A 16151-nucleotide genomic window follows, 5' to 3' on the forward strand; every position below is an offset into this window, starting at 1 on the left:
TGATGGTTAATGCGTAAAAACGGATGCCAGCCGGCTTCGACAATCACTTGATAGAGCCAAGGCGCTTATAAGCCTCGGTCGGCAGGCACAATCACAGTCCAACCAGTAGGAACTGCTTCTTTGAGCTGTCTGATCAGTTTTTGCCAGTATGGTTGACCACTTCCTGGTTCATTGGCTTTGACGATACACCAAGCTATGGGAATCCCACAGCCCGCCAGCAAGACATTAATCGACAAAACTACGAATTTATTGCCAATAGTGGTGGCATCCAGTGCTAAGGCCATTTTTTCTATACTTACAGGCAATAAACTAATTACCCACATTAACAAAGGTGCAAAACAACTGCTTACCTCAAGAGTGCTGCGCTTTTCCCCTTTTTTCGCCTTCCCTTCCTCATACCATTCTTTCAGCCTCTGCCTGACCGTGTTAGGTTTTTCCTCGTTGACTGCGCCAATAAATCTCGACACCTGAGTCAAGCTGCTCGATTTGGTCATGACCATGCCAAAACTCCAAGTCGCCAATCCGATAGCTTGCGGTATTGACAAATGAGGTAGATGCTCTGAAACTATGCACGACCACTGCTTGAGATATTTGTTGTTTAGCATTGTCTTTCACGATGCTCCTCTGAATCTCTAGCTTGATTTTCTCACTCTTGTGTGTGACTACTCACCTCTTTGTAATAAACCTACACCTGTAAGGGGTGTGGGGTGTGGGGTGTGGGGTTTTACCGATTTTGAGGTAGTCAGTTACCTAATTTTCAGGGAAAAAGTCCAGGAATTTTACCCCCGATCACTCCAATGGTCAGGACTTTTTCAGGGGAAAAAAGTCTAAAAGCCTTATCCAACAAGGTTTTTAGATTTATTCAGCCAGCCCTAGGTAGGGTATGCTGAAAAAGTAGGGGCGAGAAGCATATCTCGGATAGGAAATCTACGGTTTCAGCGATAGGTTATGCCCGAATGCTTCGCCCCCACAGGACTTGCTCCCCTCTCCTAATCCCCAAACCCAATGAATAACCCCCCCGATAGTCCATTCAATTACACAGAGGCTTTTATTGCCCTAGGCACGAGTAATTTCGATCGCTCGGTACAGTTTTATCGTCAACTGTTGCAACAGGAACCAAAGCCCTACCTTGCCGCCGTTTATGCAGAATTTAGGCTGATTAACCTTAAATTATGTCTTTTTTGCCCTAAAGAGTCCCACAGAGAGGAATTTAGCGATTCTAGGGGCAGTGGCATGAGCATTTGTTTCGAGGTGGAGAGTCTCGAAAAAGCCCTTGAGCATTGGAGCGAAATCGGCTATGGTGCTAGGGGAGAAATTAGCCAAGCTTCCCACGGTCTGGAAATCTACATCTATGATCCCGATGGTAATCGTTTAATTTTCCATCAATCCACCGCTAAAACCAATCCTTTCAGGTAGGAACCTTCCGAGTGATAGATACTGGTGGGATGGTCGGCTGGTTGGCTTAAACGTGCTAAAATTCGCACTGGGCGAGCCGATTCAATGGCTGCCGCCATGACAGCCCCCTGAAAATGTTCTTCGTTAACCACTTGGGAACAGGAAAAGGTGAAAATAATACCTTGGGGGCGAATTTTCTGGAAAGCTTGGTGATTTAATCTTTTATAAGCCATAACCGCCTGATGACGGGATTGGATACTTTTGGCAAAAGCGGGGGGATCGAGAACAATCAGATCGTAATCCTCCTCACAGTCGCGCAGAAAGTTAAAAACATCGGTGCTGTAGGATTGATGGGGAACTTCGCTGAGATTATTCAGGGCGATATTTTTTTCGGTAAGATCGATCGCACCGTGAGAACTATCAACGGAATCGACTAGGGCAGCCCCCGCTTGCATAGCATAGACGGAAAAGCCGCCAGAGTAACAAAAAGTGTTTAAAACCCGTTTATTCTGGCAATATTGGGTCAATATTGCTCTATTTTCCCTTTGATCGAGGAAAAATCCCGTTTTTTGTCCTTTTTCCCAATCAATAATAAAGCGATGGCCGGATTCTAACACCTCATCGCCGGTTTTTTGACCAAATAAGTATTTATTCTCGGAGATATGGGCGCTTTTCGCCAAAACTGCGGCACTTTTATCGTAAACTGCCCGTAAATTGTCAGCGTAGATAGTTTTCAGGCAATCGACAATCAGATCGAGACGTTGGTATAAAGCTAGGGAATAAGCTTGAATAACCGCCGTGCCATTGTACCAATCGACGATTAAGCTGGGTAAACCGTCCCCTTCAGCGTTAATTAAACGATAACAGTTAGTTTTCGGGTTATCCACTAAACCGATTTGTTGCCGCAGCTGATAGGCATTCTGGAATTTTTCGAGAAATAATTGAGCAATATCGCTGACTTTTGGGAAAGAAAGAATTTTAACGGCAATATTGCTAGGATTATACAGTCCAGTGGCTAGATATTCGCCTCGATCGCTATAAACCTCCACGATAGCACCCTCTTTGACTTCTCCCTCCATCTCTTTAATCGCCCCGGAAAATATCCAAGGATGGAATCGTTTAACAGCATCAATTTTATGGTTTCTCAGGATAATTTTCGCTAAATCTGGCATGGATAAAGAATCAGGGTTGATAGCTGACGGCTACTAGACAATTCTATTATCCCCTGCCAGCAGCGCAAAACCACAGTTTCTTATCCCTCGATCGAGTGGCATCAAAGCAAGTCCCCACAATCGAGGGATAATTAGAGGGAATTCTCGCCTATAATAAGTTAGATTTTAGCGATATTCCCTCGACAAATGCCAAGAAAAAGTGATGCTGCCGGTGGTTTAAGTTTATGGTTCCAACGTTTGGGGGCTGCCGGTTTATTAGCGGGACAAACTTTTTTACATATTCTTAATGGCAAAATCCACCGGCGTAATACTCTGGAACAAATGAGTATTGTTGGACCAGAATCCTTGACAATTGCCCTAATTACTGCTGCTTTTGTGGGTATGGTTTTCACTATTCAGGTAGCCAGAGAATTTATTTTTTTTGGGGCGGGTAGTTTTGTTGGGGGAGTCCTTTCCTTGGCTTTAACCAGGGAATTAGCCCCGGTTTTAACCGCGGTGGTGGTGGCGGGGAGAGTTGGCTCGGCTTTTGCCGCCGAAATTGGTACAATGCGAGTAACAGAACAAATTGACGCTTTATATATTTTAAAAACCGATCCGATCGATTATTTGGTCATTCCCCGGGTGATTGCCTGTAGTTTAATGTTACCCCTGCTCACTATTATCTCTTTAGTCACGGGATTACTCGGTGGTTTATTGATTTCTGATAGTCTTTACGGTATTTCCTATTCCCTATTCTTACAATCAGCCCAAAATTTTCTGGAAACATGGGATTTAATTAGTTCTATGTTCAAGTCCCTTATTTTTGGGATTTTAATTGCTATTATCGGCTGCAGTTGGGGTTTAACCACCACCGGCGGTGCTAAAGGAGTTGGTCAATCTACTACCACGGCTGTGGTAACTTCTTTATTAGCGATTTTTGTGGCTAATTTTTTCCTCTCTTGGCTGATGTTTCAAGGGACTGGTAATGTGGAAATCGGCTAAGACAGTTATCAGTTATCAGTTATCAGTTATCAGTGCCAAGAAAACGGCAATTTTCTACTTAATACCTAATATCTAATACCTAATACCGCTCACTAAAAACTCAAATATGATCACCGATTACTGATAATTATCTATTCTCAAGATTAGGATTTGTTGAAGGGATTGAGAGTAAGACAAGTTTTAATTAATTCCTCCACTCCCAGAACTGGATAAATAGGGACTCCTAACTGATTAATAACAGTTTCTAGGGTGAGATCATCTAAAAATACCGCTTCCCCATGCTTGAGCATGAGGGAGGGTAATAAAACCCCATCCCCAAGATTTTTACCTTGTAATCCTTTGAGAAGATCTTGCCCGGTTAATAAACCCGTAACCGTGATTTCCTGCCCCCAATAATCACTATTTAAAGTCACTAATTCCACGGTTAAACCCCGCACCTTATTTAACTGTTGAACTAGGGGTTGAAAAGCTTGTTCTACCGCATTTCCCACTACCCATATTAACCGTCTAGATGGAGTAATTTGAGCAGGTAATAACTTCTTGGCTGTCTTCTGGAAATCCCTAATAAATTGACGAATCGAGCCAACTCCGTTACCGATTTGGGGATAGTCTTCGTAGTGAGATTGAGGGGGTAAATCGACTCGGGCAATTAAAAACCATTCATCGGCTAACCACACCACATTACTGCCAAATTCTTGACGAAATTGTTTCTGTAAAGTTTGGACTTGTTCAATCACTTCTCGCGCTTTTTCTTGGCTAACGGGAATTAATTGATCTTCTTGGGGACGAAAGCGGGTTAATCCCACGGGAACTACGGCAACCGACTCCACACAGGGAATATCCCCCCGATGAAAAGAAACCAGATCTAACAGGGTTCTTTCGAGATGAATGCCATCATTAATATTGGGACAAACTACCACTTGGGCATGAATTTGTAATTGTCTGGCTTGTAGCCATTTTAAATGGTCTAAAATTTGACCAGCGCGGGGATTTTTTAAGAGACGAATCCTCAGATCGGGTTCCGTGGCATGAACGGACACAAAAAGCGGTGATATTCGCATCTTTTCGATCCGCTGCCATTCTTTTGAGGTGAGATTAGTTAAGGTTAAATAACTGCCATAGAGAAAACTTAAGCGATAGTCATCATCTTTATAGTATAAAGTTTCTCTTTTGCCCTCTGGTTGTTGATCTATAAAGCAAAAAGGACATTTATTATTACACTGAATTAAGCCATCAAAAAGGGCAGTTTCAAACTCTAAACCTAAGTCTTCATGATAATCTTTTTCGATTTTTACTTGATGAGTTTTGCCCTGACTATCAAGCACTTCTAGGGTTAAAAATTCATCGGCACATAAAAATTGATAATCGATTAAGTCCCGGGGACGATTACCATTGATAGAGACGAGCGCATCCCCGATTTCAAAACCCACCTCGGCGGCGATCGAATCTGGGATGACACCAGTAATTTTAGCTGGACGAATAGTTAATTCACTCATATTTTTAGGTCGCCATCCAATTATTTAACTGCATTTCCCAGAGAGTCTTTGGGGAGCATCTCACTTTCGTCAACCGTTCTTCTATCTTATCAAATCTCTTATCTACCTGATCAAATCTGTCATCGATCCGTTTTTCCAGAGAGTCAATTTTCCCCTCAATCCTTGTCAGAACTGCTTCTAGGGAATAAGTGACGGTTTCGTTAGCCATTTTCTGTCTCCTTTATCTCTTCTGGATTCACCATCGTGATCTCAATATCAGTATCGCTGATTTTTGCCTGCAAGTTTCAATCCCTATTAGGGGTTAAGATTAATTGGAACTACCTTTTCTTGGAATCACTTGTATTTTTTGCATGACTTTTATTTAAATAAAGTTAAAAATATTATAACACCAACAAAAAAGTAATTAATACTAAAATACTAAGATTAGTTTAATAATCTTAATAGTTATAACGTACATAATTTAAAAATGTTATAAAAAATTTTCAGTAAAAATACAATAAGGCGTTGTGGAATATTTGTATTAGTTTTGAAGTTGTATATGATTAAAGCTTTGTCCACATTTTTGTTGGTTGCCATGCAGTAAGCAGTAATAGCTAGTCCAGTTAATACTCTCACTGGATCTATGACAATATTTAAACAAGTAATGCCAATTAATAATCAATGGCAAGTCGGTAGTCCGTGTATAGCAACTGGCGGATTTACGGATATATACAAAAATGGGATAATTGTTTTAAGAAATGATGATAGAGAATAGATATTTCCGAAAATTAAATATGCGTAATCTGAAACCGTTGGTAGGGACAATTCATGAATTGTCCCTACATTTTTGGAGTAAAATTCATGAATTGTCCCTGCGTTTTCGGAGATGTCTAATGATGACACAGCTAGTCTCTCTGCTATAGTACAAAAGTCGTTTAGCATGATACGCTATCTAACCTTAGTGCGATCGCTTTGAACCTTTCCTATTCCCTTTGAGTTGCTTGTCTAACCTGTTCGATATATAATTCTAAAGCTTGTGCTATCTGTTCAAAGTTTAATCCTAATGCCAATAAACGAGGAATAGAGGCTAATTTTGCCGCTAATTCACCTTCTTGTCGGCCCTCCTCTCTACCTTCTTCTCTACCTTCTTCTAAAGCTTCCTGATACACTTTAGTTTGTTTTAAATCACTTAAACTAAACATCGCTTCTATCTCCTTTCTACTGACTTGGGGTAACTTATAAACCAAGATTGTCTCTATCAATTAATTGTTTTCCCTGCCATCAAATCATTACAGATATGCCAATAATCCCAGATGATAGAGAATAGATATTTCCGAAAATTAAATATGCGTAATCTGAAACCCTTGGTAGGGACAATTCATGAATTGTCCCTACATTTTTGGAGTAAAATTCATGAATTGTCCCTGCGTTTTCGGAGATGTCTAATGATGACACAGCTAGTCTCTCTGCTATAGCACAAAAGTCGTTTAGCATGATACGCTATCTAACCTTAGTGCGATCGCTTTGAACCTTTCCTATTCCCTTTGAGTTGCTTGTCTAACCTGTTCGATATCTAATTCTAAAGCCTGTGCTATCTGTTCAAAGTTTAATCCTAATGCCAATAAACGAGGAATAGAGGCTAATTTTGCCGCTAATTCGCCTTCTTGTCGGCCTTCCTCTCTACCTTCCTCTCTACCTTCCTCTCTGCCTTCCTCTCTACCTTCCTCTCTACCTTCCTCTAAAGCTTCCTGATAAACTTTAGTTTGTTTTAAATCGCTTAAACTAAACATCGCTTCTATCTCCTTTCTACTGACTTGGGGTAACTTATAAACCAAGATTGTCTCTATCAATTCTAAAAGTTCTTGCTGTTGTTTGAGCTTAGGCAACTCTTCTCTAATCCGTGGAATTAATTGTTTTCCTTGCTCGATCGCTCTTGCGGTTGGTGCTATGATTAACTGTAAAACCCTAATAAACAAAGTTTTACTTCAATATATGGAAGGCAATTAAACTCAGCACCAAGCATGACCCTTCCGTAATCCTACTTTAGGCTATAATTATAAGAACCATCAAATCCACCCTATTCTTATTCTTCAAAAATCAAGGTTTATATCATAAAAATCAAAAAGTTTTTGGAAAAAATCTACTACTATACACTCATAGGTTTCTTGCATAATTTCAGAAGCTCCAAATCGATAAACTTCATAACCTAGCAATTTTAACTTTCTATCTTCAGCTACCATTTCTGCATAAAGCTGAGGCTTCGCATATTCTCCATCAGCATAATGTTGTTTACCATCAATCTCGATAACAATTCTTTTTGATTTTGGCAATAATAATAAAAAATCCATACGTTGTCTTATCAATCTTCTCCCATTGTTATATCTTTTGAGTTCTTTGATAGTATAGGGATCATAATGTAAATAAACTTGTGGCAGTAGAGCGGGCGAATTTTCACCCCAACGACGACATAATTGCTCGTTGTTATAGTAAGTGTCAAAAAATCTAGATTCTACTCCATTATTTTGCAAGGATTCTTTAAGTCGTTTGTAAAGAGGAGCTGCCGCTTCTGAATTTGACCAGCTAATAATTTTTTTATACTCTTTCCACCAATCAATTAACTCTATCCATAATAATCCATGACTTTGAATCGGCTTATCATAGATCAAACAGGATTCTTTATACTTCGTAATTTCAATATCATTGCTAAGTGAATCTGAAAAAATAATTTCTGGTTTAAAAGAATTAGAGGCAAAAATAATATTTTTGATATTTTGATGTCCTAGTTTTTTGGTTAAATGAATTGTGTAGCCATTAATATCAACTTCCAAACCACTTTTTTTACAAATTTCTCTTAAAGTTTGCTTATGCTCTTCCTTAATATAATAACTTTTGTATAAAAGTATTGATTCAATTACTTTCAGAAATTTCTGAATATCGTTTTGATTTTCCCAATCAATCTTTGAGTAGTATCCATTCAATTGCTCTAGGCGCGTAGATGCACGAGGCTCGTATTTATCAAATCCCGCCTCCGTAAACCAACTATCTATTTGATCAATATAATATCTATATTCTAAGCAAAATTGTCGAAACTCACTCTTTAATAAATCTAGATATATATTCATAGAGACACATCAACTTTCCGAGAAATCACCGATACATACAATACCAAATTCTAGCAATTCAGTATTAGGATCAAAATCAACAGATTGGTGGGTTATGGCGAATACCTTATTAGTTGCTTAACTGTCTCATTTGTCATCGCCTAACCCACCCTACTATTTGGCTACCGGCAAAAGATAGCCACCGGCAATTGTATCAATTTGTAAAAGATGGTTGACGTTTGTGCCAATCGGTGGCCTGTTCGTAGGCGTGGGCGACGTGGAATAATTGATCTTCGCGCAGCACATTACCGACTAATTGTAAACCAATTGGCAAACCTTGCCCATCAAAACCGCAGGGAAGACTTAACCCGGGTAAACCAGCTAAATTGACGGGAATAGTCATTAAATCCGATAAATACATACTCAGAGGGTCCGCCGTTTTTTCCCCGGCTTTAAAAGCTGTGGTCGGTGAAGTGGGAGAAACCAACACATCTACCGATTGAAAAGCTCGATCGAAATCCTCTTTGATCAAAGTCCTGACTTTTTGTGCTTTCAGGTAATAAGCATCATAATAACCCGCCGAGAGGGTATAGGTTCCCAACATAATCCGGCGCTTAACTTCCGCACCAAAACCCTGAGCGCGAGTCTTAGTGTACATATCAATCAAACTATCGGCATCTTCCCGAATACCGTATTTAACCCCATCGTAGCGGGCTAAATTCGCCGATGCCTCCGAGGGGGCGATAATGTAGTAGGTGGGCAATCCGTAACGGAAACGGGGACAGGAAATCTCTTTAATCGTAGCACCGAGGGCCTTTAACTGCTCTAAAGCTTGATTAACTGCCTCGGCAACCACCTGATCCAACCCTTCCCCGAAAGTTTCCTTAATTACGCCAATTTTTAACCCTTTTAAACTGGTTTTCAGGAATTGGCTATAGTCGGGAATCGGCAGATTGAGACTGGTAGAATCTTGGGGATCGTAACCTGCGATCGCTTGTAATAAAATCGCCGCATCTTCCACGGTACGACCAAAGGGACCGATCTGATCGAGAGAAGAAGCGTAAGCCACCAAACCAAAGCGAGAAACCAAGCCATAGGTCGGTTTTAGCCCAACAACGCCACAAAACGAAGCCGGTTGACGGATTGACCCCCCAGTATCCGATCCTAGGGCGACCACGCATTCTTGAGCGGCCACAGCCGCAGCCGAACCCCCCGAAGATCCCCCCGGCACCCGGGATAAATCCCAAGGATTAGCAGTAACGTGATAACCAGAGTTTTCCGTGGAACTTCCCATGGCAAACTCGTCTAAATTGGTTTTACCGACGATAACTGCCCCTAAATCCCGTAATTTTTGGGTAACGGTGGACTCGTAGGGGGGGACAAAATTCTCTAAAATCCGAGAAGCGCAGGTGGTGGGGATACCCTTGGTGCAGAGATTATCTTTTAATGCGATGGGAATACCTGCCAAGGGATGCAGAGATTCACCTCTGGCGATTTTCTCGTCCACTTTTTGGGCTTGTGCGAGGGCTAAATCCGGGGTTAAATGGAGAAAGCTTTTTACTTGTGGTTCGATCACTTGAATACGAGCGAGAAATTCTGTGGCGATTTCGACGGCTGTTTTTTCTTTATTGACGAGTTGTTGATGCAGTTGACGAATCGAAGTCATGTTCAGTTACCGGTTACAACCACCGTCAGGAGCAAGCAACAACCCCAGACAGCAAAGACTATTTTAGCGTCAGTTTGGCTGTCGGTCAGCTAATCTCCTAAAATTAAGGGAAAGCCTGGGAGGAAAACCTACAGTTATGACTTTTAATATCCGACAATTAGATAATTTAGACTACGATGAAGCCGAACCCTTATTAGAAGATTATATTACTGGAGCGATCGAAGAATATATCAATTCGCCAGAGGGAGAAGCCTATTATCAAGAAAAACAAGAAGGTTGTGGTTGGATTGCTACCTTTGTCGAGTTGGGCTATCTCTATGAAGGTTATACCCTGGCTACCATGACTAAGGCAGATGTGCAGATCTTAATGGAGAAGATTTTACCACGCAAAATTACTGTCCTCGATCCGACGGAAACCGAAGATGCTATCCCTGAATTAATTAGTTTTTGGCAATTTTTGGGACGAGAATATAAATTAACTCAGGCTAAGGCTATTATTAAATATTTAGAGCAATTAGGAGATCGCTTTGGTCAACTGATGAACAATCCCAGCAGTGGCGGTTTTATGAAAAATCTCCTGTTACAAGCGCATCAGCAGGGTTTTGATATCACCAGTCAGGAGGGTTTAACAGCTTTTCAAGAAACATATAATGCTGAACAACGCGCCAAACAGCAAGCGGCAGCAACATCGAAAAAAACGCCCCCAGCTGTTCCTAAATCGGAAAATGTTCCCAAGGCAATGCAGGCCAAATATCAAGAAATTACCGCTATTACCGATAAATTTGCCGCTCAATATCTTAATGAAGAATACGCCCAACTTATTCGCCAATTAACCGCAACTTTAGCTCGTAAGCGTCCCTCTCCCCTAGAAAAAGGTAAGGCTAATTCCTGGGCTGCCGGCATTACTCACGCCCTAGGAATGGTCAATTTTCTCTTCGATCCTACTCAAAATCCCCACATTTCGGCCACAGAACTTTATCAGGCTTTTGGGGTTGCCCAAAGTACAGGACAAGCTAAATCAAAACAAGTGAGAGATTTACTGAAGATGTCCTATCTTGACTCAGAATGGGCTTTACCAAGCAATTTAGAGAACCATCCTAGCACTACTGTCCGGAACTTAATCACTACCATGCTCGGTGATAGTTAGGGTTTGCGATAAAAAGTCTGTTGGTGGAGTTAGACGGCACTCTTGCAGCAGTAGATTCCTGAATAACCCAATCTCGATCGAGTTTGCCGACTAGACTCTAGTTACCTTTCCAGTTAAACTATAGTAGTCAATAGTTATAAAGTTTTAAACGATCACCTATTGTCAGCCTTTTTAACTGGTCACTTTATTACCTACCCATGTTAGACAGTTTCTCCCCCCAAACCTCTAGCCTCGTCCTCGCTTCGGTGGCGGACTATTTCAAAGTCCTGTCGGAAGTCAGTCGCCTACAGATTCTCAGTTGCTTGCAATTAGGCGCGATGAATGGTAAAGAAATCGCTGAAGCGACCGGACTAGGTCAGGCTAATCTCTCCAAACACCTGAAAGCTTTAACCCAAGCGGGAATTATCTCGCGACAACCCCAAGGAGTCAGCGTTTACTATCAAATTACCGACCCTGTGATCTATGATCTCTGTCAGGTGGTTTGCGATCGCATTAGTCAGCAAATGCGTCAACGGGCCAGAGAATTCGAGAGTCTGCCAGCTTTCCATCTCCCTAAATAAAAATCACCAAATCCTTGACATTTTGCCTCAATTATGATAAGGAAAAATTTCCATGCTCGTAGAAGAACTTTGTCAACGTTATCGGGAGGGAGAAAGAGATTTTGGGGGGATTAATTTGCGGGAAGGCGACTTAACTAATATTTCCCTCCCAGGAGTCAATTTTTGCCGTGCAGATTTGCGACAGGCCCGGTTAGGAAAAATACGCCTCGCGCGATCGATGCTGAGAGAAGCGGATTTAAGTGAGGCGATTCTCTGGGGAGCAGATTTAAGTCAAGTGGACTTTTATCGAGCTTGTTTACGAGATGCGGACTTAAGCGGGGCTAATCTGATCGAAGCCAATTTAGAAGCCACTTATTTAACCAAAGCCGTCTTAAACGGTGTTAATCTCAACAGTGCTAATCTCCAGCAGGCCCTATTAATCGATGCCGATTTTCGCTCCACTTCCGACCAACGCACGGACTTAGGCAAAACTAACTTTTGCGGAGCCGATCTCAACTATGCTAATCTGAGCGGCTCCCTGTTATATCGAGCTAATTTGGCTAATTGCCGACTTTGCCGGGTTAATTTTCGTGCTAGTCCCGAAAGAGACGGATTTATCACCGATCTCACCGGGGCCAGTTTCCGGGGTGCGGATCTCAGTTATGCTGATTTGCGCGGGGCAATTTTAGAAGATGTGGACTTAACTGGTGCTGATTTAACCGGGACTTTGTTTTAATCTGGGAAGCTTTTTCAGTAATCAGTAAACAGTAATCAGTAAACAGTGAAAAGACAGCAGTGTTAATGTCATTTCGTACTCCTCACTTAATACCACTCACTTAAAACTCAAATCTGATAACAAAGGCCGAATCTCAGACCTAATTGGTTAAGCTAAAAGCTTTGATGTGCTTAGTTTCTAACCTTCTTTTTAGGTAGGAGAATTGTCAGATTCTGTCTTTTGCCTCTTGCCTCTTGCCTCTTGCTTTCAGAAGCTGATAACTGCTCACTGATAACTGATAACTGCTCACTGATAACTGATAACTGCTCACTGATAACTGATAATTAAGGGTCGATTTATTTAAAACCGACGGATGCTTGCCAAACAAAGGCCAGCAAGAGGAAAAATAGGGGAATCAGGGGCAAGACATCGACTAGGGGGTCGAAAATTTGGTATGCTTCTGGCAATTTGGCGAACAAAAGTGCAGTTTCCATCTCTCTATCTACCTTGACAAGAAAATTTTCAAACGTTTGCTGAAATTTTATCACGTTGGGGTAACATCTACGGCATCCTCAAGCCAAGGGGCAAAATCTTGGGCAAAAGTCCCCCCTAGGATAGATTGACGAATTTCACGGGTAAATCTGATTAATTCGGCGATATTGTGCAGAGATAAGAGAATATAACCCAACATCTCCCCCGATTTAATTAAATGATTCAGATAGGCACGGCTAAAGTGTTGACAGGTGTAACAGGGACAAGTCTCGTCTAAAGGGGCGAAATCTTCCTTAAAACGGGCATTTTTGAGGTTCCAACGCTCTCCCCGCACCAAAGCCGTGCCATGGCGACCAAAACGGGTGGGAATGACGCAATCAAACAGATCTATGCCACTAGCGATCGCCTTGGCCATTTCTCGATAGGTTCCCACTCCCATCAGGTAACGGGGTTTATTTTCGGGGAGTAAGGGGGCAGTTATCTGGACAATGCGATGAATTAGGCTCGTTTCTTCCCCCACACTCACGCCCCCGATAGCATAACCAGGCAAATCGAGTTTTACTAAAGATTCCGCCGCCGCTGCCCGTAAATCCTCATAAATTCCCCCTTGTACTATGGCGAATAAAGCCTGTTCTTGAGGTCGTTGATGGGCCGTCAGACAGCGCTCTAACCAGCGATAGGTGCGTTCTATGGATGCTTTCATGGTCTCATGACTGACTCCCGTGGGGGGACATTCATCGAAGGCCATAATCACATCAGCACCGAGGGCATTTTGAATCTGAATCGATTTTTCCGGCGTAATTTCGATTATTCTACCGTCCCGAGGCGATCGAAAGGTGACTCCCGACTCTTTAATTTGCCGGAGTTGACTAAGGCTAAATACCTGAAATCCACCCGAATCTGTTAATATTGGCTGGTTCCACGCCATAAACTCGTGTAAACCTCCCGCTTTCTCGATGATACTTTCTCCCGGCTGCAGATGCAGGTGATAGGTATTAGCGAGAATCATTTGCGCTCCCGTGCTGGCGATTTGAGCGGGGGTCAAACCTTTCACCGTGGCCAAAGTTCCCACGGGCATAAAACGGGGTGTTTCTACCGGTCCGTGGGGAGTATGCCAAACCCCAACCCGCGCACCAGTTTGGGGACACTGGCCGATTAATTCAAAGGAAAATCCCACTGTTTCAGTTATCAGTTATCAGTTATCAGTTATCAGTTATCAGTTATCAGTTATCAGCTTCTGAAGGCAAGAGGTAAAAGACAGAATCTGGCAATTCTCCTACCTAAAAAGAAGGTTAGAAACTAAGCACATCAAAGCTTTTAGCTTAACCAATTAGGTTTTAGATTCGGCCCTTGTTATTAGTAACCAGTATTTCTGCTCACTGCCTAAAAGGGGCAATCGTTGTCGTCTTCGTCTTCAAACTGCACATCCCACTTAGCGGAGAGTACCTGAGTAACCATGGCTTCGAGGGTATCAGCATTGAGACGGGCTTTCATATCGGGGTCTTGCAGTGGATTACTCAGGGGAATCAGCCGTAATTGCCGATTGTCTTGGACCAGATCAAAATAGGTTTCACCGTCGGGAGAGCGGGTTAAACGCAGATAATCGAAGCTATAGGTATTCAGATAAAGACTGTAGTTAGCGACTAGGGTGCTTTGCTGATAATCGGCGAAAACTTCCACTATCCATCCCTCCCCTTCACTCTGAATCACCCCATCGAGACTATGGATGTAGCGAACTCGTCCGATATCATCGAGGAGACGACGCATATCTTCTTTAGCGATGACCACGCCAGAATCAATAATACAGGGGGCGGGCAGGGGCTGTGAGGGCGGATGATAGTTCATAGGGATTGCCAGTAAAAAAATTTCCGTTAATAACCCACCGGGTGTTTCTACCGATTCCTGTTGCAATTTTTTTCGGGTTACGTCTCGATCTTAACCCAATCCGCTAGAACTTTTCACTGTTACTTAAGATTAATAACGATGATCGATGATTAATTTCTGCTTACTAAATATTTACAAAAATTTGGGTAGACAGGGCCTACCCGATCATGATTATTACTGGGGAGGGTTGGAAGCGGAAGGACTGCGATCGATCACTTGATCGATTAAACCATAGTCTAGAGCCTCTTCGGCGGACATAAAGAAATCCCTTTCCGTATCCTCGGCGATGAGGTCGAGAGGTTTACCGGTATGACTAGCTAGGTGTTGATTGAGTAATTGTTTGAGATAGAGAATTTCTTTGGCCTGAATTTCGATATCGGTGGCCTGACCTTGGGCGCCGCCGAGGGGTTGGTGAATCATGATCCGCGAGTTGGGTAGGCTCATTCTTTTGCCCGGTTTGCCGGCACTGAGGAGAAAAGCCCCCATACTGGCGGCTAAACCAATACAAATGGTGCTGACATCGGGACGGATTTGATTCATGGTGTCAAAAATCCCTAATCCAGCCGAAACGGAACCCCCAGGGGAGTTGATATACAAGTAAATATCTTTTTCGGGGTCTTCTGCTTCTAGAAAGAGTAATTGGGCGACAATTAGGTTAGCCAGGTCGCTGGTTACTTCTTGTCCCAAAAAGACGATTCTTTCCCGGAGTAGTCGGGAGTAGATATCGAAGGCGCGTTCGCCCCGGCCTGTGGTTTCAATAACGGTAGGAATCATTGCGCTTTCTTGTCTTGCTGCTGCGGTTGGTTTTTTGATTGTAACTTAGGGAATGGGGGATAGGGATTAGGGGAATTGGGAAATATTTTCAGTGAACAGTGAACAGTAGTCAGTAATCAGTCAACTGAAAACTCACATCTGATAACTCTCCAGAAACTTAACTCAGGCTGAGGAAGCCTCAACCAGTTGAAAGCCAAGGGATTGCGCCTTTTTCGAGAGATTGTTGATGACCCGTTGACGATAAGTACCTAGGCAAAATTATTTACACATGACGATCATTGCCCCGTAAGGGTTTTAGCTCGATCGGGCAGGTAATTAATTTTGCATGACTACTTACTGTTGTTCGTAATCATCTGCTCCCAGATCTTGATAGGATTGTTTGGTCGTCCACAGATGATAAAACCTACATTCCGCACTTCAGTTTGTAACATAAAAAGTTACAAACAAGGGCAAAGAGTAACTAAGTATAAATACTCAAAAATTCCTCAACCAAAGCGTGAGATAATGAAAAAACTATGGCTCTTCGTTACTCTTTATGCTAAATCAACAGACAAGATGCCAAGACAACATACTTCTAACCCAAAAATTCCGAAAGTTTCTCAAGCCATAGCCTCGCCGTTTTATTAGTTTAAGTTTATTGTTGATTCCCTCGACCACCCCATTCGTTGTCCTTTGCTCGAAATAACTAATTATTTCTCCAAACCAGTTTCGGATTGTTTGACAACTCTTGGTAAAAACACTGGAGGATTTTGCCAACCATTCTGAGATAGATAGCAGTCCTTCTGTCGGATTCTCTGAGGTTTCATAAAT

Annotated in this window: 16 protein-coding genes and 2 pseudogenes; 5 read left to right on the forward strand and 13 right to left on the reverse strand. The window is 42.3% G+C overall.

Annotated elements, in window-relative coordinates; translation table 11 throughout:
- Positions 1-65 precede the first annotated feature (65 nt).
- Positions 66-605, reverse strand: coding sequence for a hypothetical protein (locus EWV66_RS19295; protein ID WP_284525844.1), 540 nt, complete (start codon positions 603-605; stop codon positions 66-68).
- 400 nt (positions 606-1005) lie between these two features.
- Here EWV66_RS19295 and EWV66_RS19300 point away from each other — a divergent pair, with 400 nt between their 5' ends.
- Positions 1006-1416: a VOC family protein gene (locus EWV66_RS19300; RefSeq protein WP_072927585.1), complete on the forward strand. Its 411-nt coding sequence runs from the start codon at positions 1006-1008 to the stop codon at positions 1414-1416.
- Here EWV66_RS19300 and EWV66_RS19305 read toward each other — a convergent pair.
- Positions 1383-2567 (reverse strand): class I SAM-dependent rRNA methyltransferase, encoded by a 1185-nt coding sequence (locus tag EWV66_RS19305; protein ID WP_052278065.1) that lies wholly within the window; start codon positions 2565-2567, stop codon positions 1383-1385. The two genes, EWV66_RS19300 and EWV66_RS19305, sit on opposite strands and share 34 nt — an antisense overlap.
- A 186-nt stretch (positions 2568-2753) precedes the next feature.
- Between EWV66_RS19305 and EWV66_RS19310 the strand changes: the two genes are divergently transcribed.
- Positions 2754-3548 carry an MlaE family lipid ABC transporter permease subunit gene (locus EWV66_RS19310; protein ID WP_002769219.1) on the forward strand — a complete coding sequence of 265 codons (795 nt, stop codon included), beginning with the start codon at positions 2754-2756 and terminating at the stop codon, positions 3546-3548.
- 143 nt (positions 3549-3691) lie between these two features.
- Here the strand turns inward: EWV66_RS19310 and EWV66_RS19315 are convergent, their stop codons facing one another.
- From EWV66_RS19315 to gatA, 6 genes and pseudogenes are all read right to left on the reverse strand, one after another.
- Positions 3692-5044: a TIGR03279 family radical SAM protein gene (locus EWV66_RS19315; protein ID WP_052278064.1), complete on the reverse strand. Its 1353-nt coding sequence runs from the start codon at positions 5042-5044 to the stop codon at positions 3692-3694.
- Between the two features lie 4 nt (positions 5045-5048).
- A complete protein-coding gene (locus EWV66_RS19320) occupies positions 5049-5252 on the reverse strand; it encodes a DUF4164 family protein (RefSeq protein WP_072927590.1) in 204 nt (67 codons plus the stop codon).
- Between the two features lie 754 nt (positions 5253-6006).
- Positions 6007-6285 (reverse strand): annotated as a pseudogene (locus tag EWV66_RS19325) (Rpn family recombination-promoting nuclease/putative transposase); the annotation flags it as partial.
- A gap of 273 nt (positions 6286-6558) precedes the next feature.
- Positions 6559-6993: pseudogene (locus EWV66_RS19330) on the reverse strand (Rpn family recombination-promoting nuclease/putative transposase); the annotation flags it as partial.
- 120 nt (positions 6994-7113) lie between these two features.
- Positions 7114-8145 carry a DUF559 domain-containing protein gene (locus tag EWV66_RS19335; RefSeq protein WP_052278062.1) on the reverse strand — a complete coding sequence of 344 codons (1032 nt, stop codon included), beginning with the start codon at positions 8143-8145 and terminating at the stop codon, positions 7114-7116.
- A gap of 193 nt (positions 8146-8338) precedes the next feature.
- The gene (gatA, locus tag EWV66_RS19340; RefSeq protein WP_287108288.1) at positions 8339-9790 is read right to left on the reverse strand and encodes an Asp-tRNA(Asn)/Glu-tRNA(Gln) amidotransferase subunit GatA; all 1452 of its coding nucleotides are present in this window, start codon (positions 9788-9790) and stop codon (positions 8339-8341) included.
- Between the two features lie 136 nt (positions 9791-9926).
- Here gatA and EWV66_RS19345 point away from each other — a divergent pair, with 136 nt between their 5' ends.
- The 3 genes from EWV66_RS19345 to hetL all read left to right on the forward strand — a co-directional run bounded on the left by EWV66_RS19345 (position 9927) and on the right by hetL (position 12212).
- A complete protein-coding gene (locus EWV66_RS19345) occupies positions 9927-10937 on the forward strand; it encodes a DUF6398 domain-containing protein (RefSeq protein WP_052278060.1) in 1011 nt (336 codons plus the stop codon).
- 197 nt (positions 10938-11134) lie between these two features.
- Positions 11135-11497 (forward strand): ArsR/SmtB family transcription factor, encoded by a 363-nt coding sequence (locus tag EWV66_RS19350; RefSeq protein WP_002784230.1) that lies wholly within the window; start codon positions 11135-11137, stop codon positions 11495-11497.
- A gap of 52 nt (positions 11498-11549) precedes the next feature.
- Complete coding sequence (gene hetL, locus EWV66_RS19355; RefSeq protein WP_052278059.1) at positions 11550-12212, forward strand: heterocyst differentiation pentapeptide repeat protein HetL; 663 nt, start codon at positions 11550-11552, stop codon at positions 12210-12212.
- Between the two features lie 335 nt (positions 12213-12547).
- Here the strand turns inward: hetL and EWV66_RS19360 are convergent, their stop codons facing one another.
- The 5 genes from EWV66_RS19360 to EWV66_RS19380 all read right to left on the reverse strand — a co-directional run.
- Positions 12548-12685: a photosystem II reaction center protein K gene (locus tag EWV66_RS19360; RefSeq protein ID WP_002739211.1), complete on the reverse strand. Its 138-nt coding sequence runs from the start codon at positions 12683-12685 to the stop codon at positions 12548-12550.
- 50 nt (positions 12686-12735) lie between these two features.
- On the reverse strand, positions 12736-13860 hold the full coding sequence (gene tgt / locus EWV66_RS19365) for a tRNA guanosine(34) transglycosylase Tgt (RefSeq protein ID WP_052278058.1): 1125 nt from the start codon (positions 13858-13860) through the stop codon (positions 12736-12738).
- A gap of 206 nt (positions 13861-14066) precedes the next feature.
- Positions 14067-14528, reverse strand: a complete 462-nt coding sequence (locus EWV66_RS19370) for a hypothetical protein (RefSeq protein WP_052278566.1) — start codon at positions 14526-14528, stop codon at positions 14067-14069.
- 213 nt (positions 14529-14741) lie between these two features.
- The gene (gene clpP / locus EWV66_RS19375; RefSeq protein ID WP_223210338.1) at positions 14742-15380 is read right to left on the reverse strand and encodes an ATP-dependent Clp endopeptidase proteolytic subunit ClpP; all 639 of its coding nucleotides are present in this window, start codon (positions 15378-15380) and stop codon (positions 14742-14744) included.
- 504 nt (positions 15381-15884) lie between these two features.
- The coding region (locus tag EWV66_RS19380) for a transposase (protein WP_287108292.1) at positions 15885-16151 on the reverse strand (267 nt) is incomplete at its 5' end.

The organism is Microcystis sp. M_OC_Ca_00000000_C217Col (assembly GCF_007095585.1).
GTDB lineage: Bacteria > Cyanobacteriota > Cyanobacteriia > Cyanobacteriales > Microcystaceae > Microcystis > Microcystis panniformis.